The sequence below is a fragment of the uncultured Oscillibacter sp. genome, assembly GCF_910584465.1.
Taxonomy (GTDB): domain Bacteria; phylum Bacillota; class Clostridia; order Oscillospirales; family Oscillospiraceae; genus Oscillibacter.
The window spans coordinates 10,145-34,762 of record NZ_CAJUBK010000007.1; the positions used below are offsets into that span (position 1 = coordinate 10,145).

The window sequence follows — 24,618 nt, forward strand, 5'->3', positions numbered from 1 at the left end:
ATTTGGGGATCTCAGGAAACATCCATGACTCGGACACTCCAAGCATCCAAAAGCCGTCCACAGCCTGCCAGTCCCTTAGGCAGACCGTGGGCGGCTTTTTTGTTCCCCCATCTGTCACATCAATAGTCATGTTCACCTTGTCCCCCGATCATCGTTGGCAAGGGAACGATCGGCCTCTACGACGCTCCGATACCAGAGGAAGCCAGCGAAGCATGGGTGTCGATCACCAAAGGCCCGGTAAAGTTAAGCTCACCATGACCGCTGCGATCACAGCAAACTTTGGGATCCCACAGCCCGAGGACCTGTACCCGCAGCCATCGGATGCTGTCCCGATCGGGTCCTCCCCCATCCGTCACTTCCCCGTCATGGATACGGCCCCCAACTCCCATACCGCTCGGCCCCCACGATGCGAAGGCGTCCCAGGACGCGAGGGGCCTGAGCGGCGGCCCGGGACCGCCGGACGCCCTATGGAACGGACCGGGTCCCTCCCGGCCTCACGATCTGCCCAATGCGGCGTCCTGCAGCGTATCGAACTCCATCATGCACTCATCCACCGACATGCCCGCCAGCAGGTCCCGCACGATCCGGCACGTGTTGCCCCACTGCTCCACATCCATCCCCGCATTGGAGCCCAGCACGTAGACCCCCTCCTCGATCCGGTCGTTGAGGGGACGCAGGGCGGGGACACAGTCCACCTTCACATTTTTGGACGGGGAGATGACCCGGTTGGTCTCCGCGAAGAGCTGGAGCGCCTCGTCGGATATGATGACGTCCATCACCCGCATGGCATCCTCGGCGTGTTCCGCGTTGGCGCCCACGGCCCAGCCGGTCATGGGCATGACCGGCATCTGGCCCCGGCTGCTGGGGAAGCCGATGACCTTCATCTCGAAATCCGTCTCTCCATAGGCGGTCCTGGTGTTCGCCGCCCCCCAGTAGGCCATGACGATGGGGGTCTCCCCCGCCAGGAAAGCCGCGCCCTCCCCCTCGATGGCCTCGCTGACCAGGGCCTCCTCCGCATCGATATAGCCCCGGTCGATGAGCGTCTGGAGGAACTCGAAGCCCGGACGCATATAGTCACTGTAGCGGGCCCTGCCGCTGTTGAGGTCGGCGATCGCCGCACTGGTATCCCCGCCGTTGTAGAGGTCGGCATAGGCTAAGGCGAAGACGAAGGTCTCCAGCCACCAGCGGTTGGCGCCGATGGGCGTTTCGATCCCGCCCTCCTGGAACGCCCGGCAGCACTCCAAAAACTCCTCCGGGGTGTTGGGCAGCTCCAGGCCATACTGCTCGAACAGATCCACATTGACGAACAGGCCGTAGGCCACCACCTCCTGCGGGATGGCCACCAGCTTGCCGTCCACCGTGTTGGCGACGCGGATGATCTCCCGCAGGTCCTTGGCGCAGTCCAGACCGGACAGGTCCATCAGCCGGCCCTCCGCACCCAAAGCCAAGATCACGTCCGGATTGAGCAGGTATAGATCGTCCATATCGTTCCGGGCCCGGTCCAGGGCCACTTCGTCATAGGTCCTGTCCTGATAGTCCTCCGCGGTGTAGGTCCAATAGTCCACGCGGACCCCCAGCTCCTCCTCGGCCATGGCTATGGTCAGATCGGCCGCGGTCCGGGCCACGTTCTCCGCGTCGGGATCGCTCTTCTCCATGGGGCTGAACAGGTCGACCACCCGTTCTTCCCGCGACGGATCCTGCGAGATCAGGTTCCCGGAGCCCTCACGGCCGCCGCAGGCGGCCAGTGTGAGGACCGCCAGCACCGCCAGGCAGGCAGAGAGCCGCCTGCTTCTTCCCTTCCTCATCCTGGATGTCCCTCCTCTCTGTCAGATCGTCCGATGACCTTTTTCAGCATCTCGATATCCAGCGGCTTCGCCACGTGCGCGTCCATGCCGGCGGCCAGGGCGGCCTTCTCATCCTCCGCGAAGGCGTTGGCGGTCATGGCGATGATCGCGATCTGCTTCGCGTCCTCCCGCTCCAGCGCCCGGATGGCCCGCGTGGCCTCGTGGCCGTTCATCACCGGCATCTGCACGTCCATCAAGATCGCGTCGAACTCGCCGGGGGCCGAGCTTTGGAAGCGCTCCAGCGCCAAGCGGCCGTCCCCCACGATCTCACAGGAGGCCCCCTCCAGGCTCAAAAGCTCCGTCAGGATCTCCGCGTTGATCTCGTTGTCCTCCGCGGCCAGGAAGCGCATCCCCTTCAGGTCGCAGGCATGCTCCGGCTCCTGGGCCTCCGCCCGGTACATCTCGTCCAGCTTGACGCGCAGGGCGGAGACGAAGAAAGGCTTCGTGATGGCATCGATCGGGCCGAACCGGAGGGCCTCCTCCATGTCCGCCGCGTCGAACTCCGCCAGGAGGAGGATGGGGACGTCCCCCGGGAGCCCGGCGCGCAGGGCCTGCACCGCCGGCAGGCCGCCGTCCTCCCAGTCGAGCAGGACCAGCTGGTGGTCCCCGTCCCCCAGGAGGCCGGCCGCCTCCTGTACCGTGGCCGCGGCATCCATTTGGACCCCGGTGTCCTCCATCAGCGTCCGGATGTCCTCCCTGCTCTCCGCGCTCCCGCCTACGACTAAGATCCGGGAGATGCCCCGCTGCTCCCAGGACCGCCGGTCCGCCTCCTCCTCCAGGATGTGCAGCTCCAGATCGACCCGGAAGAGGGACCCCCGGTCCACCTCGCTGGAGACCTCGATGGTGCCTCCCATCAGCTCGACGATGCTCTTGGTGATGGCCATGCCCAAGCCGGTGCCCTGCACTTTGTTGGTCGTGCTGTTCTCCGCCCGGGAGAAGGCGTCGAAGATGGTCTCCAGATACTCCGGCGTCATGCCGTAGCCGTTGTCCTCCACCTCGATGCGGATGCGCTCATACTGACTGGACCGCTGCTTCAGCCCGATGACGCGCAGCCAGATGGACCCGCCCTCGGGGGTGTACTTCACGGCGTTGGAGAGGAGGTTGATCAGGACCTGATCGATCCGCGTCTGGTCCCCCACCAGGTATTCGTGCCGGATGCCCGTCACCTCCTGGTGGAACTCCTGCCGCTTGGCCTTGGCCATGGGCTGGATGATGGCGTCCACCGAGGAGATCACATCGTTCAGGGAGAACCCCTCCAGGTTGAGCACGACCTTCCCGCTCTCGATCTTAGAGACGTCCAAGACGTCGTTGATCAGGCTGAGCAGGTGCTGCCCGGAGGCGGTGATCTTCTTCGTGTATTCCCGGACCTTGACCGGATCCTCCGCATCCCTGGCCAGCAGGGTGGTGAAGCCCAGCACGGCGTTCATGGGGGTGCGGATATCGTGGGACATATTGGACAGGAAGGTGGTCTTGGACTCGCTGGCGATCTGGGCGGCCTGGAGGGCCTGCGCCAGCTGCTGGCTGTGGAGCTTCCGCTCCTCCTCCCGCTCCCGGCGCAGTTTGTCCTGCTGCCGCCAGTTCAGGTAGTACAGGGCGATGCACAGGGAGAACGCCACCAGCAGCGACACCACGACGATGGCGATGTTCTGGTTGACGGTCCGTCCCTCCTGCTGGATGGCCTCCACGGGGACATAGCCCACCAGGAAGATCGTCCCCCCGTTCACGGCCCACATATAGTTCAGGGCGTCCACCTGGCGGATATCGTGATAGAACAGGGCGTTGCGCCCCGTGCGCAGGCAGTCCTCCACCTCCGCCCGGATCTCTTGGTCCCGGACATCGTTGGCCCGGTAGAAATCCGTCAGGTTCAGGTGCCCGGCGCTGCGCATCCCCATCCCCTTGGGCTTCAAGACGAACCGCTGGCTCTCCGCATCCATGATGTACAGCGACGCCTGCTTGTTATAGAACCCGTCCGGGAGGGAACGGTCGATGGAGTCGTACACATATTCCGCATAAAGGGTCCCGATGCTCTGCCCATCCCGCTCCACAGGGCACTTCAGGGTATAGGACCAGGTCCCCATATGGTTCACATAGGACTGGGACACCGGCAGGCCCGCTACTGTCCCGCCTGCGGAGAAATCCAGCCTCTCCCCGGTAAAGCGGTCCCCGGAGTTGGAGATCCCCTCCGCGCGGCCGGAGCGGATCAGCGACAGCTTCACCATGGTATCGTTCTTTTCATAGGCGCGGATGTACGCCTCCGGATCCTCCGCCCTGGCGATCTCGTGGGCGATCATCTCCTGGAACTCCGCCTCGCTGCGCAAGATGGCTTCGATCGTGCTCTGGATCAGGTCCAGGCTCTCGCTCAGGTTCTGGATGGCGGAAGCGGACATCTCCCTGGATATCTTCTGCGACACCGAGAAAACGATCGCCCCGAAGATCCCAAAGATCATGATGATGGAAAGGAGGAGGGACGCTCCACCCACTTTCTTTCGCGTGTTCGTCGGTCCTTTCATCGGCGATCCCCCATCCCTGTCATCCAGAAGCGTATCCCCTGCCGGCCGGGGATGCCCGTCAGCCAAAACGAGCCGGCCTCCCGCCACATCTCATTCCATTATACTGTTTTTCCCTTTCCTGTCAATAGACATCGCGGGCTCCCGGGGCACGGTCCTGCCCTCCGGCGGGACCGCCGCCATGCCCGGATATGACGGCGGCAGCCTCATCACAATAAGCCTCCCGAGTCATCTCATCATATGCGCCGGGGAGATCCCTGGTCCGCATACCGCCGCGCCGCAGGAGGCCCTTGGACCGCCGCGGACCGGAGGGCCTGGTCCGGATCTTGGGATGGCGGACAGCGCGCCGGTACATGCCGGCCCGCCCCCCGCCGTTACGTTCCCCCCATGAAGCCCTTCCTATGCAAAGCCCACGGCTTTACGGGCCAAGTCCCCTGAGGAGGAGCCCCCCTCCCTAGGAAGAGGACGGGCGGTGTCCTGCCGACACCGCCCGTCCCCTGTGCGCCCGTCTGTTCGTCCACGCCGCCTCGTCCCCGGCGGTCCTCAAAAAACACCGGCCCTGCGGCCCCCATATCCCCTCATGGCGGCGCCCTCCAAAAGCGGCGGGGCTCCCCCGCGCTCAGTTCTCCGGCACGGCGTAGATGCCGTAGACGAAGCCGTTCCGCGCTAGCTCCTCCGGGCCGGCCGGCTCCGGCAGGACCGTGATGGCGCCATCCTCCGCGAACTCCACCTTCAAAGCGCCGCTGTGGAGGCGGTAGGTCCGGGTCTCCTCCGTCCCGCCGGAGGAGACCGCGGTCACCGTCAGCGTCCCGCCGTCGAAGTAGTCCGCGTCCATCCGGGCTTCGGCCTCCATGCCCAGGCCGGTGTCATAGGCCATGTCCTCCGGCGGCACCCAGAACCCATACCGGACCTCCGGATCGTGATCGTCCTGGAAGCTCCCGCCCAGGACGGTCATCTCCGGCATGTACCAGGACCCGTCCTCCCGCTGGCTGATGGCGGCGGGGACCAGATGGCCCTCCGCCATGGCCCGGCGGTACTCCGCCATCTGCTCCTCCGTCAGGTCCTCCCGGGACCGATAGCGGTACAGGCCGCCCCGGTCGACGGACATCCTCACCCGGACGATGTCCTCCCCCTCGATCTGGAAGAGACAGCCCGTGAGATCGCCGAACTCCGGCGTGGTGCAGCCCTCCCCCACGGCGAAGGCGATGCTGCCGTCCTCCGCCGGGCCGTAGGCGTCCTCGGTCATGGCGGCGTAGGCCGTCAGGCCGAAGGTGGGGACCAGCTCCCGGGCCGGCGCGCCTGTCCCGCCGTCCGGCGCGGGGCCGCCGGCGGTCCCGCCGCCGCTCCCGGCCGCGGGAGCGGGCCGCAGGGAGATCCCCCCCAGCAGCAGGGCCAAGGCGCAGACGGCACACACCGCCGCCCGCAGGAAGGGCCTCCCCCTCTCCTTTTGCACAGGCCGCGCCGCCGAGCGGCGGCGGGCCTCGAACAGCACCCGGTCATTCAGCCCGGCGGGCGCATGGATATCCCTCATCAGCTCCTGATACCGATCCTCCATCGTCGAGACCTCCCAACATATTTTTCAGTTCCGCCCTGGCCCGGCGGAGACGGCTCCGCACCGTCGCCGCCGGGACGCCCAGCAGGGCCCCGATCTCACCGCTCTCATAGCCCTCCCCATAGAAGAGGTGGACCGCCGTCCGCAGCTTCTCCGGGAGCCGCCCCACCGCGTCCCACAGCTCCGCCGCCTGTTCGTCGGCGGGCTGGGCCAGCTCCGGCACCTCGTCCAGGGACAGCGTCCCCCTCCTCTGCCGGAGCCGTCCCAGGTCGGCGCAGCGGTTCAGTGCGGTCCGGATGAGCCAGGCTTTCAGGTGCTCGCCGTCCCAGCCGCCGGCCTCCTGCCCCAGCAGGCGGAGGAATACGTCCTGATAAACGTCCTCCGCGTCCGCCGTATCCTGCAGACGGCACAGGGCCAGGCGGTACACCGTGTCGCCGTACGCGTCCATGGCGTCCCGCAATTCCTGTTCGGTCATGCGTCGCCTCCTTTCCTTCGTTCTGAAAAGCGCTCTTCACTTACAACACGCCGCGAAGGCCGGAGATGTGCCCTGGGACGGGAGATCTCCTCCTCTCCCACCGGCCGGATGGGCCCCCGCGCCTGCGGGCGCTGCCCCGGTCGGCCGGAGGGGCCGCCTACGACCGGCCGCAAAAAGGCGGACGCTCACGCGTCCGCCTCGAAGTCCTGCTCCCCGTTCATCCCGGCCCGATGCCGTAGATCTCGAACCTGCCGATGAGCTCCTGCAGCGTCAGCTTCCGGGCCAGCAGCTGGCGGTAGGTGGCCCCCTTCTGCTTCCCGGCCTCCCGGAGGGCCTCCATGTCCGACAGGACCGCCTCCCGCTCCTTCAACAGGTCGGCGTACATCCGCTCGAAGCCCGCCAGCCGGGCCTGTTCCCGCTCCGTCATGGCTCAAACGTTGAAGCGGAAGTAGATCATGTCGCCGTCCTGGACGACATACTCCTTGCCCTCGCTGCGCAGGAGGCCCTTCTCCTTGGCGGCGGCCACGCTCCCGCAGCGCACCATGTCCTCGTAGGCGATGACCTCCGCCCGGATGAAGCCCCGCTCGATGTCGGTGTGGATCTTCCCGGCGGCCTGCGGGGCCTTGGTGCCCTTCCGGATGGTCCAGGCCCGGCACTCGTCCTTGCCGTAGGTCAAAAAGGAGATCAGCCCCAGCAGGGCGTAGGAACACTTGATGAGCCGGTCCAGGCCGGACTCCGCCACGCCCAGCTCCTCCAGGAACATCTGCCGCTCCTCGCCTTCCAGCTCGGCCACGTCCTGCTCCAGCTTGGCGCAGATGGGGAGCACCTGGGCCCCCTCCGCCTCGGCCACCTGACGGACCTGCCGGAAGTAGGCGTTGCCCTCCAGATCCGCGAAGCCCTCCTCGTCGGTGTTGGCGGCGTAGATGATGGGCTTGAGGGTCAGCAGGTCGGAGGTCGCCACCAGCGCCCTGTCCTCGTCGGAGCACTCGAAGGTCCGGGCGGACTTCCCGGCGTCCAGGTGCTCCGCCAGGGACTGGAAGACCTCCGCCTCATGGAGGAACTTCTTGTCGCCCTTGGCAGCCTTCCGGGCCTTCTCCACCCGGCGCTCCACCATCTCCAGGTCCGCCATGATCAGCTCCAGATCGATGGCCTCCATGTCCCCCAGGGGGTCCACCGGCACGCTGGTCCCGGCGTCCGCCACCACGTGCATGATGTTCTCGTCGTCGAAGCACCGCACCACGTGGATGATCGCGTCGGTCTCCCGGATGTTCGCCAGGAACTTGTTGCCCAGGCCCGCGCCCTTGCTGGCGCCCTTCACCAGCCCGGCGATGTCCACGAACTCGATGACCGCCGGGGTCTTCTTGTCCGGCTCGTACATCTCCGCCAGCTTGTCCAGCCGCTCGTCGGGGACGGCCACCATGCCCACGTTGGGATCGATGGTGCAGAAGGGGTAGTTGGCGCTCTCCGCGCCGGCGTTGGTGATGGCGTTGAACAGAGTGGACTTGCCCACGTTGGGCAGTCCCACGATGCCTAATCTCATAGCTTCCTACAACTCCTTTTGTTTTCAAGGGCCCGCACACACGGAGGATGTCCCATGGATCCGGGGAGGCGCGGCGGCACGGTGCGGCAGGGCTGCCGCGCCTCCCCGGACGTCCGCCGCCTTGGCCGAAGTACCGTGCCGAGGCTCCGCCGGCCTTCCTCCGGCCGGTCCTCATGCCGCATCCCCGCCTCCCAAACTCCTGCCGGCCGCGGGCCCGGGCCCCGCTCGTCCGTCCGGCGGAGCAGGGGCTCGTCGGATGACCCATTATAGCATAGGGCCCCGGGTTTCTCAATACCCATTCGGCAGTCCTGCCCATCTCGCGCACGATCTTCGCTTCTTATCATTGACGTGATCGAACTCATATGATATCATAACAGGGATTTTTTACTTTTGGAGCGAAGCTGTGGAGAGAAAGCGGGGACTGGCTTATGGATCACGCAGAGGGACTCTTGCCGGCCGGAGGGGCCGCTCCGGCCGTCGAGGCTCATGAGCAGCACAGCGGCATGCGAAGCGTCCAGGACCTGGAGGCCATCATCAACGAGGGCCTCCGCACCGCTCTGATGGAGGAGACCCCGGACCGGTCGCTCAAGGTGCTGCTGGAGCACCTGGGGAAAGCTCTGAACGGAGAGCGCACCTACATCTTTGAACAGAACGGGTCCGGCGGCGACGACAACACCTATGAGTGGGTGGCCGACGGGGTGGAACCGGAACAGGAGAACCTTCAAAACGTCCCCCCGGAGGTGTGTGCCAGCTGGTACCGGAACTTCAGCATCGGCAGACACATCGTCATCGAGAGCGTGGAGGACATCCGGGAGTCGGAGCCGCTCCAGTACGAGAACCTGAAGCGGCAGGGCATCCACTCCCTCGTGGTGGTCCCCCTGTACGACGGGGAGCGGATCATCGGCTTCTACGGCGTGGACGATCCCCCGGTGAAGTCGCTGGAATACGCGTCCAACATGCTGCAGACGGCGGCGTACTTCATCGTGTCCTCCCTGAAGCGGCGCGACCTGTTCCGGGCGCTTCAAAAGCGGAGCTACCTGGAGGGGAGGCAGAGCCTGGAGGGCATCCTGGAGGGGGCCAGGACCGGCATCTGGACCATCGAGCTGGAGGATGGCTGCCCGCCCAGGATGTACGCGGACCGGACCATGCGGATCCTCCTGGGCGTGCCGGACGGCATCGGGCCGGAGGAATGCTACCGGCACTGGTCCGAGCGCATCGAGCCGGACTATGTGGAGATGGTCCGGGAGACGGTGGAGGAGATGTTGAAGACCGGACGGGCCGAGGTGATCTACCCCTGGGACCATCCGGAGCTGGGCAAGATCTATGTCCGCTGCGGCGGCGTGCCGGACAAGACGTTCGCGAAGCCGGGCGCCTGCCTGAACGGATACCACCAGGACATCACGGAGACCATGGTGACGCGGAAAAAGCAGGAGCAGTCCATCATGGAGCTCCTGGAACGGGTACGGCGGGCGAACTCGGCGAAAAGCGAGTTCCTCTCCCATATGTCCCACGATCTCCGCACGCCCATCAACGGGATCTTAGGGATGCTGGCCATCCTGGAAAAAAGCCAGGACGACCCGGAGCGGCAGAGGGACTGCCGGAGGAAGATCCGTGTGTCGGCAGAGCACCTGCTGTCTTTGGTGAACGATGTCCTCCAGGTGAGCAACCTGGAGAGCGGGAAGCCGGCGGCGGCGGCGGAGCCCTTCGACCTCCGCACCGTGCTGGAGGACTGCGTCACGATCTTGTCCCCCCTGGCGGAAGAGCGGGACGTCCTGCTGGAGCTGGAGACGTCCGGCCTGCGGCACAGCCGGGCGATCGGGGACCCGCTCCGTTTGAAGCAGGTCCTGATGGGCGTCATCGACAACGCCCTCAAATATAACCGCCCCCACGGCTCCGTGTCCGTCCGGGCGGAGGAGGCCGCCTTCCGCGACGGGACCGTGCGCTGCCGTTTCACCATCGAAGACACCGGGATCGGCATCGGGGAGGACTTCAAGGACCACATCTTCGAGCCCTTCACCCAGGAGCACCAGGGCGCCAGGACCGACTATAACGGCGCCGGGCTCGGCATGTCCATCGTGAAGCGGCTGGTGGACCAGATGGAAGGGACGATCGAGGTGGACAGCCGGGTCGGCAAGGGCAGCGTGGTCCGGATCGTCCTGCCCATCCGGGCAGATCCGGCCGGGGAAGCGCGCTTTGAGGAAAAAGAGCGGGGCGATATCGCCGGGATGCAGGTCCTCCTGGCGGAGGACAACGAGATCAACTGTGAGATCGTGGAGTTCATGCTGCGGGACGCGGGCGCGGAGGTCGTGACCGCGAAGGATGGGAAAGCCGCCGTGGACGCGTTCGAAGCATCCGCCTCGGGGACGTTCGACTGCATACTCATGGATCTGATGATGCCGGTGATGAGCGGCTACGAGGCGGCCCGGGTGATCCGCGGCCTGGACCGGGCGGACGCGAGGTCCGTGCCCATCATAGCGCTGTCGGCCAACGCGTTCGAAGCGGATATCGCGCTGGCGAAGGACGCCGGGATGGATGCCCACCTGGCAAAACCGGTGGACATCCACAGGATGTTCCAGGTCATGAGCCGGCTGAGAGCGTGACAGGGCCCGGGACGCCGGACGTCTGGAACGCTGAAAACAGAGGAGATTGAAAAAATATGGGAAACAAGACTTTGCCGCGTTCTTTGAAGATCGGTATCGCGGTGATCGTTTGTCTCACGATCTTCGTGTTTTCTTTCCTGGGATCCTCCCTTCACGATATGAGCGAGAACACGATCGAGGAGATCGGCACCGCCTATATGGCCGGGATGAACGAGCAGGTGTCGCTGCACTTCGAGACGATCATCGAGCTCCGCCTGACCATGGCGGAATCCATCGCGCACATCGCGGCGGGGGACGAGGGGGATCCCGGTCTCGGGACGAGGGAGGAGATCGAATACGGCGCAAGGGCAAGGCATTTTTTGTGCGCCGCCCTGTACTCGCCTGACGGCGGGATCGAGATGATCTTCGGCGACCCCGTGGAGCTCAACCACCCGGAGCCCTTCCTGGAGAGCCTGCGGGACGGGGAGCGCAAAGCGGCCTCCGCCGTCAGCAGCAGCGGCGACGGCGTGATCTTGTTCGGCGTCCCCTGCGGATACCCCATGTCCGACGGCAGCGACAGCCTCGCGATCGTGGTGGGGCTCTCCACCAAATATATGGACGAGGTCTTGTTCCTGGATTCGGACAAGTCCCTGAGCTATTCCTTCGTGATCCGGGGAGACGGCAGCTATGTCGTCGGGAACGAGGGGGATGTCTACGAGAACTATTTCGACAGGCTCCGCAGCATCTTCGGCGGGCAGGAGGCGGAGGCGTTCATCGAACAGATGAAGGCCGCCATGGACGCCGGCCGGGATCGCTCCGCCATCCTGAAAAGCGGCGGGTCGCGCCGCCACATATACTGCACCGGCCTCCCCTACTGCGAGTGGTACCTGGTGACGGTCCTCCCCTTCGAGGGGCTGGACGACGCCATCTCCGGCATGGGGAGCCGGTGGCTCACCGCCGTCTACGCCGCCTCCTTCGCGGTGATCGCCATGCTCCTCTACATATTCTTCCGCTACTTGAGGCTCTTCCGGGACCAGGTGTCCGAACTGAAGCGCATGAACGCGGAGATGGACCTGGCCCGGGAGGCCGCGGAACAGGCGCGGAAAGAGGCGGAGCAGGCCAACCTGGCGAAGCAGGAGTTCCTGTCCAGCATGAGCCACGACATCCGCACTCCCATGAACGCCATCATCGGCATGACCTCCCTGGCCCTGGACGACACGGACGACCCGGAGCGGGTCCGGGACCACCTGGGCAAGATCGCGCTGTCCAGCAAGCACCTGCTGGGCCTCATCAACGACGTGCTGGACATCTCCAAGATCGAGAGCGGCAAAATGACGCTGAACGTGGAGCCGGTGTCGCTGAAGGAGACGATGGACGGCATCGTCAGCATCATGCAGCCCCAGGTCGAGGCGAAGAGGCAGCAGTTCCGCGCGCTCACCCGGGAGATCCTTTCGGAAAACGTGTACTGCGACGGCGTGCGGCTGAACCAGGTGCTGATCAACCTGCTGGGGAACGCCGTCAAATTCACCCCGGAGGAGGGCACCGTCCAGATCGTCTTGTATCAGGAGGCGCTGCCGGGGGACGCTTCCCGGGTCCGCACCCACTTCCTGGTGAGCGACACGGGCATCGGCATGTCGAAGGAATATCAGAAGGTCATCTTCGAGTCCTTCAGCCGGGAGGACAACACCCGGGTCCGGAAGACGGAGGGCTCCGGGCTGGGCATGACGATCACCAAGTACATCGTGGACGCCATGGGCGGGACGATCTCCGTCCACAGCGAGCAGGGCCGGGGCAGCGAGTTCCACGTCGTGCTCGATCTGGAGGAGGCGCCCGACTGCGCGGCACCGGAGCCGGCCGGCGGGGCCGCCGGCGCTGACGCCGCGGGCGAGGTGGAGCTGAAAGGGAAACGCATCCTGTTGGCGGAGGACAACGAGCTCAACTGGGAGGTGGCGAGCGAGCTGCTTTCCGTCCTCGAGCTGGAGCTGGACCGGGCCGAGAACGGAGAGGTCTGCGTGGAAAGATTCAAGGGGTCCCCGGTCGGGTACTACGATGCGATCATCATGGACGTGCGGATGCCGGTCATGGACGGCTACGAGGCGACCGCGGCCATCCGGGCGCTGGGACGGGCGGACGCGGGCCTCCCGATCATCGCCATGACCGCCGACGCCTTCTCGGAGGACATCCAGCGGTGCCTGGCGTGCGGCATGGACGACCATCTGGCCAAGCCGATCGACATCCAGGCCGTCGCCTGCAAATTGAAGAGATACCTGCGGTAAGGATGGGGGCCGGGAGGCGGCGGCTGGGGCCGGCGCCTCCCGGCCGTCTTGATGGGCCCTCCCCGGGGAAGCGGGGGCATCCGGGGACCGGGGCGCGGGGCGCCGCCCGGTTCCTTGACACCCCCTCCCATTTATGCTATCATCAGGGAAACTTCAAGACACATCCGGCCGGTCCCGCGCCGAAGGCCCGGGCCCGGCCCGAAAGAGAAGGGAGTGGGGAGCTCCATGGATCGGATCGCCGTCCTGATCCCCTGCTACAACGAAAGCCAGACCATCACGAAGGTGGTCCGCGACGTGGCCGCCGTCCTCCCGGAGGCGGCGATCTACGTCTATGACAACAACTCCACCGACGGCACCGGCGACCTGGCCCGTGCCGCGGGCGCCGTGGTCCGCCGGGAGTATAAGCAGGGGAAGGGCAACGTCATCCGCAGGATGTTCCGGGAGGTGGACGCCCAGTGCTACCTGATGCTGGACGGGGACGACACCTACCCGCCCGCCTCCGCCCCGGAGATGGCCCGGCTGGTGCTGGAGCGGGGAGCCGACATGGTGGTGGGCGACCGGCTGTCCTCCACCTACTTCCAGGAGAACAAGCGCCCCTTCCACAACTTCGGCAACTCCCTGGTCCGCTCCTCCATCAACTGGCTGTTCCACAGCGATATCAAAGACATCATGACGGGCTATCGGGCCTTCAGCTACCAGTTCGTGAAGACGTTCCCGGTGCTCTCCTCCGGCTTCGAGATCGAGACGGAGATGAGCATCCACGCCGTGGATAAGAAGCTGTACGTGGAGAACGTGGTGGTGGACTACCAGGACCGCCCGGCGGGGAGCGTGTCCAAGCTGAACACCTACAGCGACGGGGCGCGGGTCCTGATGACCATCCTGCGGCTGTTCCGGCTCTACCGGCCCTTCCGGTTCTTCAGCCTGCTGGCGCTGGCGCTGGTGCTGGTCAGCGGGATCCTCTTTTTGCCGGTGCTGTCTACTTACCTCCGCACCGGCCTGGTGCCCCGCTTCCCCACCCTGATCGTCAGCGGCTTCACCATGCTGGCGGCGCTGGTGGCCCTGTTCTCCGGCCTGCTCCTGGACAACATGCGGCAAAAGGACTGCCGGGACTTCGAGTTCAAGCTCCAGCAGGTCCACGACCAATTCCTGCGATGGACGGCGTGAGGCATCCGGTCCGGCGGGGGCTCCTCACCGGCGTCCTGGCCGTCTGGATCGCGGCCAGCCTGACGTGCAGCCTGAGCGCGGAGCCCCGCTACACGGCCGACCCCGCCCTGGAGGGCCTGGGGACGCTCTACCGCCTGCTGATCTACACGGTCCGGTCCTTCTTCACCGGGGACCCGGAGGCGGGCGCCTGCCTGGCCCTGTGCGCGGGGCTCTTGCTTTGGGGCCTCCCCTCCCTGCGGAGCACCGGCCTGGAGCGGGGGCTGGCGGGGTGCTTCGGGCTCCTGTTCGCCTCCTTCCAGCTGCTGGGCCTCTCCTACTCCCAGGAGCAGAGCTGGCGCGCCCTCTTCGGCTCCCGGTTCGTCTGCTTCCGGGGGGCGGTGTGCCTGGGCGGGCGGGCCCTGCTGGCGGCCTGCCTGGCGCTGTATGCCTTCCGGCTCCTGGACCGTCTCAGCGGCCGGCCGGTCCCGGCGCAGAGGCCGTTTCCCCGGAAGCGCTTCCTGCTGGCGGCGGGGCTGGTGGCGCTGTGCTGGCTGCCCTACTTCTGGGCCTTCTATCCCGGCCTCAGCAGCCCGGACACCGGGATGCAGATCGCCTGGGCCCTCCACAAGCCCACGCCGTGGCTCCAGTACTCCCCCCTCCGGGGCCCGGACATCTACGCCACCAACCACCATCCCTATCTCGTCACCCTCCTCTTCGGCCTCTTCGCCAAGCTGGGGCTGGCCCTGGGGGACCTCTCCCGGGGCGTGGCGCTGTACTGCGCCCTCCAGCTTTTGCTGACGGCCCTGGTGATGACCGCCGTGTGGTACTACCTCCGCCGCCTGGGCCTCTCGGAGAGGGTCTTCCGGGGCGGCCTGGCGTTCACGGCCCTGTTCCCGCTGTTCCCCCTGTACGCCATCACGATGCTGAAGGACTCCCTGTTCTCCCTGGCCTGCCTGGGCTTCTCCCTATTGCTGTTCGAGACGGCCCGGACGAGGGGGGAGGCCCTGAGGCGCCGGTCCTTCCTCCTCCTGCTGTCCGCCTCCGCGCTCCTGGTGGCCCTGACGAAGAACCAGGGGGTCTATTTCGTGGCGGCGGCGGGGATCTGCGCTCTGGCCTGCTGCCGTCCGCGCCTCCGGGCCGCCGCGGCGCTGCTGATCCCGGTGCTGCTGTTCCAGGCGGTCTGGATCCAGATCCTGCTCCCGGCCTGGAACGTGGCCCCCGGCGGGAAGCAGGAGGTCCTGGGCCTGCTGTTCCAGCAGACGGCCCGGTACGTCTCCACCTATCCGGAGGAGGTGACGGAGGAGGAAGCGGAGGCCATCCGGGCGGTCCTGGACTACGACCGCCTGCCGGAGCTCTATGAGCCCCGTCTGGCGGACCCCGTGAAGTTCACCTTCCGCCAGGACGCCTCGCCGGACCAGCTCTCCGCCTACTATCACGTCTGGTCCCAGATGCTGCGCAAGCACCCGGCGGTGTACGCCGAGGCCCTGCTGAACAACATCTACGGCGGCTTCTTCGTCCGGCACGAGACCGCGCTGTCCTATACGGACTTCGACAACAGGGAGACCGCCCCCTATCCGGAGCTCTGCGTCACGCCGCCTCCCCGGCAGCGCGCGGCAGGGGACGCCGCCCGGGTGCTCCTGGTGGCGGCCCAGCATGTCCCGGGCGCCGGGCTGCTGTTCTGCGTGGGCTTTTACCCCTGGGCGGTCCTCTTCGTCTTCCTGGACGTGCTGCGGCGGCGGCAGTATCCCCAGCTCCTGGCCCAGCTGCCGGCGATCCTCTCCGTGGCGGTGCTGGCGGCCGCCCCGGTGAGCGGGAGCTACCGCTACGCCATGCCCATGATCTATATGCTCCCCTTCCTGCTGGCCTCCCGGACGCTCCCGGGGGAGCGCGGCGGGGCCCCGGCGGAGGTGCCGCCGCTCCTGCGGCAGATCCTCCGCTTCACCCTGGTGGGCGGCCTGTGCTTCCTCATCGACTACGGCCTGCTGGCCCTGCTGGTGGAGGCGGCGGGATGGCCCGCCCTGGCCGCCAGCGCCGTGTCCTTCACCGTCTCCGTGGCGGTGAACTACCTGCTCAGCGTCCGCTTCGTCTTCCGCCGGCGGGAGGACGCCGGCCGGGGGCGCGAGATGACGGCGTTCCTCCTCATGAGCGTCATCGGCCTGGGGCTGAACCAGGTGCTGATGCTGGCGGGCACCCGGGCCCTGGGGCTCCACTACCTGGTCGTGAAGCCGGGCGCCACCATCCTTGTCATGGTCTATAATTTCGTGACGCGGAAGGTCTTCCTGGAAAAAGGGGCCGGCGGGCCGCCGCGAGAGCGCGGCCCCTCCCGAAGGCCCTGACCCGCGGATGGCCGCGGGCCGGCCCGCGGGCCCGGAGGCCCCGCTCCCCCTATCATCTCACCCGCTCAAAGGAGGGCACCCCTGTGTGGAAAAAACTCTGTATCGCCTGCGCCGCCGTCATCCTGTCGCTGTCCGCCGCGGCGCTGATCTGGCTCTTGTCCCCGCCGCGGGAGATCCCCTCCGTGCTGGAGAGCCTGGACGTGGAGGCGGAGGACGTGACGGACTGGTCCCACGCCATCGCCTACGTGCCCCTGGACGACCGGACGGACAACCTGGAGGACGTGGTCTACCTGGCGGAGGCCTCCGGCTATCAGGTGGTCCTGCCGCCGGGGGACAGCTACTGTACCAAGCTGGACGGCCAGGCGCCGAACCGCAACGGGACCCAGTACGGCGACCGGGAGGCGCTGTTCCTCTGGCTCCAGGAGATGGAGGAGCGGGGCTGCGACCTCTACCTCCTGTCCCTGGACCAGCTCTTCTCCGGCGGGCTGGTGAACTCCCGCTCCGTCAGCGGCCCGGCGGACCTGGTCTTCGAGGACGGGTCCCGCATGAGCGAGACGGACGCCTTCGACCGCTTCGTCCTCTCCCTGGCCCAGGACCCGGAGAATGAGATCCGCCTCTTCGACAGCGTGGTCCGCCTGGCCTCCACCGTGGGCTACCGGGGCTTCGGGCTCGCGGAGTACAACGCCCTGCGGGCCTACGGCATGGAGCCCCGCCCCGCCCTGGAGGGGGAGGCGCTGACGCTGGAGGGCATCTTCGCCGCCTATCCCTACGGGGAGGACGGCGTCACCGCGGCGGAGGAGGGGATGGAGCGCTTCCGGGAGGACCTGACGGAGGAGATGATCCGGGATTACCTGGGCGTCCGCCGGCGCAAGCTCCGGCTGACGGACTACGTGATCTCCGCCCTGGAGGCCGCCCCCCACGACAACATCCACCTCCTCATCGGGATCGACGACTCCTCCAACACCACCAACATCCAGTATAACGAGCTGCGCTACCTCTCTCAGGCGGCGGGACGGGGCACCACCCTGCTGACGGGCCTGGACAGCCTCGCCCGCCTGCTGGTGGGGCAGATCGCGCAGAGCCGCTACGACCATCCGGTGAAGACGTATCTGCGCTACATCGGCGGCAGCGAGCGCATCCCCTCCTCCGAGTACGATGTCCACACCCTGGAGAAGACGGTGGACCTGCACATGGACCTCTTCCAGGCCCAGCGGGTACCGGAGGACGAGGCGGAGCTCCAGCTCCTGGTGATGACCGCCCCCGACGATCCCGCCAAGGCGGGGACATACTGCGAGGAGCTGGTCTCCCAGCTGGAGGAGAACTGCCGGGGGCGGGTGCCCACCATCCTGCTGGAGGCCAGCAACAACGCCTACGGGGACCAGCTGGAGCAGATGCTCTTCCAGCGGGTAGACTTCGGGAACCTCCTGGCCTTCGCCGGGAAGTACGACCAGGCCAACGTCACCGGCGCGGCCTTTGCCATGGGCTTTTCCCGGTATCTCTACCTGGCCTGCCGGGAGGACAAGGACGAGGCCAGCGACATCGCCCACGTCCGCCAGCTGGCCAACTCCATGGCCCTGACCTATCCCTATATCCTCCACACCCGGTACGAGCTGAACCGGTCCATCGAGAAGCTGGGGGACGACTACAACAACCTCTCCCCCGGCCATCCCATCCGGGCCCGCCTGATCCAGGCCCTCCTGGAGCGCCGCTTCCTCCCCCTGTGCGGCAAGGTGACGGAGAACCTCCGGGGATCCTATCTCATCACCTCCCTGTCCCCCTATGAGGAAAAGGAGATCTCCGGCGTCTCCATCCGGGACGTGTACTTCCCCTGGCGCCGGACCTTCGAGCTGTCCTTCACCATAGATGTGGAGCCCCTGATTTCCGCCGGAGGATGAAGGAGGGATGAAAAAGACCGCCCCATCCCCGGAAGGCGCGCTGCCTTCCAGGGATGGGGCGGTCTTCCCCGCTCCGCCTCTCACCGGTCCTTATGGCCCTTATAAGCCCGGTAGACCTCCCTCCGGGTGAAGCCCCGGGCGGGCGCGAACAGTCCCTCCGGCAGGGCGGACACCGGCGCGTCCGGCTTGGCGCCCTTGGGGAGCAGGCCCTGTGCCGCGCACCAGTCCATGGCGCCCCAATAGGGGCCCTGCCGTCTCCCGGTCCTCCGGATCTCCTCCCAGCGGCGGTGGAGCGTCTCTTCCTTGGGGGAGAGGAGCATCGCCAGCTCGCCCTGGGTCATGGGCGCGTCCAGCCGCAGGCAGTTGTCGGAGTAGACGATGGCCCGCTCCCGCTGCAGCGCGCACAGCTTCTCGAAGAGGGGATCCTCCCGCCCCAGGTCCGCGAAAGGGCTCTCCGCCAGCAGCGCGGCGGCGGTGACCACCTGATAGCCATGCTCCCGCAGGAGCTCCAGCTGCCTGCGCAGCCCGAAGGCCACCGGGGTCCGCTTGCCCATGTTGTACCCGTCCTTCTGGAAGATGATCTGCCCGCAGAAGACGTCCGGGTCCTTCTCCAGGGCCTTCCGCATCGGCTCCACCATGGCGTCCACCTCCGCCTGCAGGGCGGCCTCCGGGTCGCTGAGGGTGGAGGGGAGCCAGCCCGCGCCGTCGAAGGACGCCGCCAGGTACTGGTAGCCCATCCGGTCGCAGACGTCGTAGCTGGTGAAGCCGTCCTGCATCCTGTCCACATAGTGGGGCGGGCGGTGCATGGACAGCTGGTAGCCGTACCGGTCCCGCATGAACGCATCCAGCTTTTGCAGGTCCTCCACCGCCTTGTCCATGGAGCCCAGATAGACCCGCCCCCCGTAGACGAAGGGCTTCTTGCCGAAGATGATGTGGCGGTAGCCGTGGCTGGTGATCTGGTGCCCCTCCTCCAGCATCCGGCGGATCAGGCGGTCGTTGTGGACCGCGCCGCCCTTGTCGTCCTGGTGGATATCCGGATAGTGGTCGAAGCGGATGCCTCCCCAGGCGGCGCTCCCCACCTTCCCCGCCTCGTCGGGATAGTTCCCGCTGGTGTCCCCCACTACGTCGAACGTCCCCTTGGCCCCGAACTCCGCCAGGGTGTCCAGCAGGACGTCCGTCAAAGACCTCCCGCCAAAGCGGTCCGGCGCGGCGGGGAGGTCCATGGGGCCGTCGTCGAAGGTCATGGCGCAGATCCGGCGGCGCGTCGCCACCCGCTCGATCCGGCGGGTATAGCTGAGGCTGTGCTTCTCCGCCGGGGCGACGATCTTCTTCAGCACCCGTTTCCCCTTTTTGCCGATCTTCACGATCATAGACATGAGCTTATCCTCCTTTGTACTCGGACGGTCCTCCCGTCACGGACGGTGTACATCGCCTGCCGGCGGCGCGCCCGCGGGCCGGACCGCAAGGGGCGCCCGGTCCCGGTACGCCGGCCCCTATGCCCGCCCGCTCCGCGAGGGGCGTCCCCGCCCCCTCATCTCAGGACGGATCTTTTAAGATCCTCTCCCAGGCATTTCAAGGCGAAGGCCCCCCATTCCAGGTACGACAGCGGTCCCGCCCGGGTCCGCCGGCGCTTGTTCAGCTGGCTCCTGGCCGTGTACCAGGACCGGCTGCGCCGCCCGGAGGTCTCCGCCCCGCCGCGCAGCAGCGCCGCCTTCACCGCCTCCAGATCCAGGGAGGGCACCTCGACGGCGGTCGTCCCGTTCCCCACCTCCTGGGGGAGGTGGGCGTCGCTCCCGGCGAAGGGGCGCAGATGATGGGCCCCAGCGAAGTCCGCCGCCATCCGGTTGGCCTGGGGGATCTTCCGCTCCGCCCGGCTGTTCCAGACCTCCACCCCGTCCAGCCAGGGGACCAGGGGGACCAGCCGCTCCGGGTCCCGGGACCGCTGGAAGGGATGGGCCAGCACGGCCAGCCCGCCCTGCGCGCGGATCTCCTCCGCCGCACGGCGGGACTCCCGGCTCTCGACGGGCTCCGTGACGAAAAGGCCCAGCAGGTGCCCCCGGTCCGTGGAGACCTCCGTCCCGGGGATCAGCAGGAAGTCCGGGAACGAGGGGAGCGCCTCCGCCGTGAGGTCGTGGTCGCAGACGGCGGCCCCCTGGAGCCCCGCCGCCCGCGCCCGCTCCACGATCTCCGAAAGCTCCATGCACCCGTCCGGGGAGCGGACGGAGTGGACGTGCAGGTCCAAACGCACGATCATCCCGATCACCTCCTGAACAGGATGCCGCGGAGGTATCTCCGCATCGGGGCGGGGTCGTCCCGGGAGGAGAGGGCCTCCTTGGCCCGGAAGACGTCCGCCGCCCCCTGGAGGAACTTCCCCGGCTGGCCCCGGCGGAGGTAGTCCAGCATGGCCGCGCCGTCGTTGAGGAGGAAGCGCATCCGCACGCCTGTCTCGTAGTCCCCGGCCCGATACTCCAGGACCTCCCCCCGGGCCGCCCTGGCATAGAGGACGGCGAAGGGGCTGCGGGCGTGCTCCGTCATCGGGAAGCTCCCCCAGATCCGGGGGTTCACCTCCAGTACCCGGTCTCCCTTGAACTCCACCATGGCGGCCCCCGTGAAGCCGAACGAGCGCAGGAGCGCATAGGCCCTGTCGATCATCCCGGCGTCATAGAAGCTCTCACAGCAGGTGGAGGGCCCTCCGGCTGCGGGGAACTCCCGGATCCTCCGGTGGCAGAGGGCGCAGACCAGCCGGCCCTGGCGGTCCAGCAGCAGGCTGGCCCCGGCCCCGGCCCCGGAGACCCGCTCCTGGACGATGGGCCGCAGGTCGTACCGGGACATGGAGGCCAGGCAGGCCCGGTACTCCTCCGGCGTCCCGGCCACGGCATAGCGGTCCCGGGCCTTCAGGCCCAGCTTCTCTCCGCAGTGGGGCTTGACCACCACCGGATAGCGCTCCGGCTCGCCGTCGAACCTCCTGGGGACCGGGATGCCCAGCTCCAGGCAGCGGCGGTGGACCGCCTCCTTATCGTTGAGCTGCTCCAGCACCTCCGGCGGCGCGATCAGGAAGTCGCAGACCTTGGCGAACTCCTCCCGCCTCCTCGAGACCGCGTTCAGCGTCGCGGCCCCGGCGCAGAAGAGGATGGGCCGCTGGAACTCCCCCAAGAGCCGCAGCAGCTGCTCTTCGTACTCCGGGCCGTCCGGCGGCGCGGACAGCCTCCGCCCCCCGTCCACATAGCGGGAGGCGAACACGGGCGGATCCGGGAGCTCCTCCGGACCGGCCTGCACGGGCACCACCCGGTAGCCGCCCCTCCCCAGGACCCGGGCGGCGGCGATGGAAGCGCGGTATTTCGCATCCGTGAGCACGACAGTCTCCATCCTCGGTCCCCCTATCCATCGATCGCAACGTATCATAGCAGACCGCCGGAGGGAGCACAAGGGGGGAGGCGCGTCCCGCTCCCCTCCCCTCCGGCGCTCCCCGACGGGCGCGCCGCCTCCATGCGTCACAGCGCCTGCGGCGGCGGGGGCGGCGCTCCTGGATCGCCGCCCCTCCCCCGCCTCCTTGGCCCCGGCTTTGCCGGTCCCATCATATCACGCTCCGTCCCGGCTGTCAAATCGCCTCCGGCGGGAGGGCGGGGCCAGATCCCGCTTGACCTGGCCGCCGGAAAGGGGTAGAATAGGACCGTCTTCCCGGGATCTTGCCGCGGGACGCCCGGGCACGGGGGATCCCCCCCTCCCTGCCGGCCCGCCGCCCGGAAGATCAGACTGAACGAAACGAGGAGATCCGCCATGGCTTCTCTGCGGGAGAGCTATCTCTGCCATCTCTGGCTGACGCTGATCGGCCTTTATGAGGACAGCGCCCTGTGCCGCGTCCTGGACGCCCTTGGCCGCTGGTGCGCCCGGCAGATCGACGGGAGCGCCGTCCTGCGCCCCCTCTGCCGGGAGGGCGCGGTGGCCCGGTCGTGGGAGGACAGCGTCCTCTGCCGGGTGCTGTCCTTCCTGGCCGATCTGCCCGCCCGGCTGCTGCACGGGCTGTACCGCGCCATGCCGGCCGCCTTCGAAGGGAGCGTGTCCGCCCGGCTGCTCTTCGCCGTCGGAGAGCAGACCGCCGTGGCCCAGTCCTGGCTCATCATGCTGCTGTGGACCATCCCCTTCACCTATTGGAACAACGCTTACAGCCTCCTGGGCTTTTCCCTGCTGCTGGCGCTGTTCCACGCCGGGGCCATGCGCCGCCGGGATCTCCGCCTGGACGTGGCGTCGGTGGGGGCCTATCCCGTGATGCTGTTCGCCGCCGCCTTCCTGGGCGCGGTGTCCTCCTACGCCCCCGCCCTGTCCCAGCGGTCCTTGTTCTACCACATCTCCTCCGCCCTCTGCGTGCTGGTGACGGTCAGCGCCGTCCGCTGCACGGAGGATCTCAAGCGGCTGGCCGCCGGCGGCGGGGCCTGCGTGCTGGTCTCCTCGCTCTACGGCGTATACCAGCGCATCCGGGGCGTGGAGGTCAACCTCTCCTATGTGGACGTCCGGGTGAACCCGGGGATGCCCGGGCGGGTGGAGTCCTTCTTCGACAATCCCAACACCTTCGCCGAGATCTTGATCTTGCTGCTGCCCCTGGTGCTGGCGCTGTCCCTCTGCTCCGGCCGCCTGCTGGGGAAGCTGGCGGCCGGGGGCGTGTTCGCCGTCGGCCTGGCGGCGCTGGGCATGACCTACTCCCGGGCCAGCTGGGTGGGGATGGCCTGTGCCATGGTGGTCATGGTGACCCTCTGGCGCCCCCGGCTGCTCCCGCTGTTCGCGGCGCTGTGCGTCCTCTGCATCCCCCTCCTGCCCTCCAGCATCTGGAACCGGATCTTGTCCATCGGGAACTTCTCGGACGCCTCCACGCGCAACCGCCTCCCCACCCTGCTCACGGCGCTGGAGATGATCCGCAGCCGCCCTGTCCGGGGGATCGGCCTGGGCGCCGCGGTGCCCAAGCTCTACGCCGCCGACTGGAACCTCTATCACGCGGATTTCCCCTATGTCCACTCCCATAACTTCTACCTGGAGGTATGGCTCCAGACCGGCCTGCTGGGCGCCGTCAGCTGCGTGGGCTCCCTGCTGTGGGGCGTCAAGCGCGCGGCCCGCACCGCCCGCCGCTGCCCCCCCTCCGCCGCCCGCACTATCACCTGCGCCGCCGCCGCGTCCATCTGCGGCATCATGGTCTGCGGCCTGGCGGACTATCCGTGGCACTATCCCCGGGTGATGGTCATCTTCTGGTTCGTCTTCGCCATGGCCCTGGCCGGGACGAAGATCTGCCGGCAGGAGGCCGGAGCGGGGCGTCCGGACCGCGGGGCATGAGCGGGCTCGAGGCCCCGCCGGGCCCCGGGGGAGCGGGCCCGCATCTCCCGCCAAAGACAGGGAAGCCCTGGGGCCTCACGGTCCCAGGGCTTTGTCCAGCCTGTCGGGATGGCTTCCCGGCAGGCCGGGCGCTTTTTCAGGACCTTTCAAAAAGTCCCCGGGACTCCCCGGCCCGGATGGCGCAGGCGCCTCCGCCCGGATCTCCCGCCGCAGATCCAAGAGGCCGGACGGGGCTCATACCGCCGACCTGCGGACCCGTTCCAGCGCCTTCTCCACCGCCGGGATCTTGATCACGATCACCGTGAGCAGGCCCTCCGCCAGCAGATAGCTGTAATTGTAGACGATGGGGTACAGGTCCCGCAGGGCCTGGGGGAACTCCTCCGGCATGTAGTCCATCCAGTAAAGGTAGCCGCCCAGCGCGTGGAACGCGCCCCGCGCCAGCACCGCCGCAATGTAGCCGATCAGGAGGCCGTCCTTGTTCCTGCGGAACAGCCCCGCGATCCCCAGGGCCGCGAAGGCCAGCACATAGTCGCAGCAGACCTGGAACAGCGAGAGGAAATAGGGCTCCTGCAAAAACTGCAGCACGCCGTAGGCGAAGCCCACCAGCACTCCGGACTTGACGCCGTACCAGTTGGCCACCAGCACGATGAACAGCATGCTCAGCAGCGTGACGGAGCCGCCGTAGGGCAGCTTGAAGACCTTGATGAAGCTGGTCACATAGGCCAGCGCCACCGCCATGGCGCAGTAGGCCAGCGGCTTGACGGCAAAGCCCCTCTCCTCCCCCCGGTCCGCCATGACGAGCCCCGTCAGCAGGCTCAGCGTCAAGACCGCGGCGCTCAGCACATAGCCGGCCATGGTCAGTCCGCCCTCCGCATCCACGAACAGCTCCAACATACGATCGTCCCTCCTGTCCCGGCCGCGGACCCGGCGCGAGATCGAAGCCGCCCTCCCGGACCCGGGAGGGCGGCCCTTCATGCGGCGCGGCGCACGGCGGTCCATGACAGCTCCCTACGTTGGCATTACCCAAATCAGGTCACGGGTCGAAGCGTCCGCTTCCTCTCAGCCTGCTCCCGCAAGCTCCCCAGTCCACGATCCATGAGATCGACGCTCCTATCTTAGCACGATCCCTCCCAAAGCGCAAGCCCCTCCGTC

16 protein-coding genes and 1 riboswitch are annotated in these 24,618 nt (G+C 67.4%); of the genes, 6 read left to right on the forward strand and 10 right to left on the reverse strand.

Going from position 1 to position 24,618, the window contains the following annotated elements; all coding sequences use genetic code 11:
- Window positions 1-494: 494 nt before the first annotated feature.
- From QZ332_RS03395 to ychF, 6 genes are all read right to left on the reverse strand, one after another.
- Window positions 495-1,805 carry an ABC transporter substrate-binding protein gene (locus QZ332_RS03395; RefSeq protein ID WP_295762315.1) on the reverse strand — a complete coding sequence of 437 codons (1,311 nt, stop codon included), beginning with the start codon at window positions 1,803-1,805 and terminating at the stop codon, window positions 495-497.
- The gene (locus tag QZ332_RS03400) at window positions 1,802-4,291 is read right to left on the reverse strand and encodes an ATP-binding protein (RefSeq protein ID WP_295762317.1); all 2,490 of its coding nucleotides are present in this window, start codon (window positions 4,289-4,291) and stop codon (window positions 1,802-1,804) included. Before QZ332_RS03400 ends, QZ332_RS03395 begins: the two co-directional genes overlap by 4 nt.
- Before the next feature lie 679 nt (window positions 4,292-4,970).
- Entirely contained in the window at window positions 4,971-5,906 is a 936-nt protein-coding gene (locus QZ332_RS03405; protein ID WP_295762319.1) for a hypothetical protein, read from the reverse strand.
- Window positions 5,848-6,378, reverse strand: coding sequence for an RNA polymerase sigma factor (locus tag QZ332_RS03410; RefSeq protein ID WP_295762322.1), 531 nt, complete (start codon window positions 6,376-6,378; stop codon window positions 5,848-5,850). Before QZ332_RS03410 ends, QZ332_RS03405 begins: the two co-directional genes overlap by 59 nt.
- A gap of 217 nt (window positions 6,379-6,595) precedes the next feature.
- Window positions 6,596-6,805, reverse strand: coding sequence for a hypothetical protein (locus tag QZ332_RS03415; protein WP_295762325.1), 210 nt, complete (start codon window positions 6,803-6,805; stop codon window positions 6,596-6,598).
- Window positions 6,806-6,808: 3 nt separating this feature from the next.
- Complete coding sequence (ychF, locus tag QZ332_RS03420; RefSeq protein ID WP_295762328.1) at window positions 6,809-7,918, reverse strand: redox-regulated ATPase YchF; 1,110 nt, start codon at window positions 7,916-7,918, stop codon at window positions 6,809-6,811.
- Between the two features lie 503 nt (window positions 7,919-8,421).
- On the opposite strand from ychF, the gene QZ332_RS03425 reads away from it, so the two are divergent.
- The 5 genes from QZ332_RS03425 (at window position 8,422) to QZ332_RS03445 (ending at window position 18,147) form a co-directional block, all read left to right on the forward strand.
- Entirely contained in the window at window positions 8,422-10,518 is a 2,097-nt protein-coding gene (locus QZ332_RS03425; RefSeq protein ID WP_295762331.1) for a GAF domain-containing hybrid sensor histidine kinase/response regulator, read from the forward strand.
- An 83-nt stretch (window positions 10,519-10,601) separates the two neighbouring features.
- The gene (locus tag QZ332_RS03430) at window positions 10,602-12,773 is read left to right on the forward strand and encodes an ATP-binding protein (protein ID WP_295762334.1); all 2,172 of its coding nucleotides are present in this window, start codon (window positions 10,602-10,604) and stop codon (window positions 12,771-12,773) included.
- A gap of 225 nt (window positions 12,774-12,998) precedes the next feature.
- Complete coding sequence (locus QZ332_RS03435; RefSeq protein WP_295762337.1) at window positions 12,999-13,937, forward strand: glycosyltransferase family 2 protein; 939 nt, start codon at window positions 12,999-13,001, stop codon at window positions 13,935-13,937.
- Window positions 13,925-16,252, forward strand: coding sequence for a DUF6020 family protein (locus QZ332_RS03440; RefSeq protein ID WP_295762339.1), 2,328 nt, complete (start codon window positions 13,925-13,927; stop codon window positions 16,250-16,252). The genes QZ332_RS03435 and QZ332_RS03440 overlap by 13 nt, the downstream gene beginning before the upstream one ends.
- Before the next feature lie 83 nt (window positions 16,253-16,335).
- Complete coding sequence (locus QZ332_RS03445) at window positions 16,336-18,147, forward strand: DUF4127 family protein (RefSeq protein ID WP_295762342.1); 1,812 nt, start codon at window positions 16,336-16,338, stop codon at window positions 18,145-18,147.
- 80 nt (window positions 18,148-18,227) lie between these two features.
- On the opposite strand, the gene QZ332_RS03450 is transcribed toward QZ332_RS03445, so the two are convergent.
- The 3 genes from QZ332_RS03450 to QZ332_RS03460 form a co-directional block, all read right to left on the reverse strand.
- Window positions 18,228-19,523 (reverse strand): polysaccharide deacetylase family protein, encoded by a 1,296-nt coding sequence (locus QZ332_RS03450; RefSeq protein WP_295762345.1) that lies wholly within the window; start codon window positions 19,521-19,523, stop codon window positions 18,228-18,230.
- A 155-nt stretch (window positions 19,524-19,678) separates the two neighbouring features.
- Window positions 19,679-20,401, reverse strand: a complete 723-nt coding sequence (locus QZ332_RS03455; protein WP_295762348.1) for a PHP domain-containing protein — start codon at window positions 20,399-20,401, stop codon at window positions 19,679-19,681.
- 5 nt (window positions 20,402-20,406) lie between these two features.
- Complete coding sequence (locus QZ332_RS03460) at window positions 20,407-21,513, reverse strand: ATP-grasp domain-containing protein (protein WP_295762351.1); 1,107 nt, start codon at window positions 21,511-21,513, stop codon at window positions 20,407-20,409.
- Between the two features lie 411 nt (window positions 21,514-21,924).
- Here QZ332_RS03460 and QZ332_RS03465 point away from each other — a divergent pair, with 411 nt between their 5' ends.
- Window positions 21,925-23,466 carry an O-antigen ligase gene (locus QZ332_RS03465; protein WP_295762353.1) on the forward strand — a complete coding sequence of 514 codons (1,542 nt, stop codon included), beginning with the start codon at window positions 21,925-21,927 and terminating at the stop codon, window positions 23,464-23,466.
- A 234-nt stretch (window positions 23,467-23,700) separates the two neighbouring features.
- Here QZ332_RS03465 and QZ332_RS03470 read toward each other — a convergent pair whose 3' ends face one another.
- Entirely contained in the window at window positions 23,701-24,360 is a 660-nt protein-coding gene (locus tag QZ332_RS03470; protein ID WP_295762356.1) for an energy-coupled thiamine transporter ThiT, read from the reverse strand.
- Window positions 24,361-24,454: 94 nt separating this feature from the next.
- Window positions 24,455-24,560: riboswitch (TPP riboswitch) on the reverse strand.
- Between the last annotated feature and the right edge of the window lie 58 nt (window positions 24,561-24,618).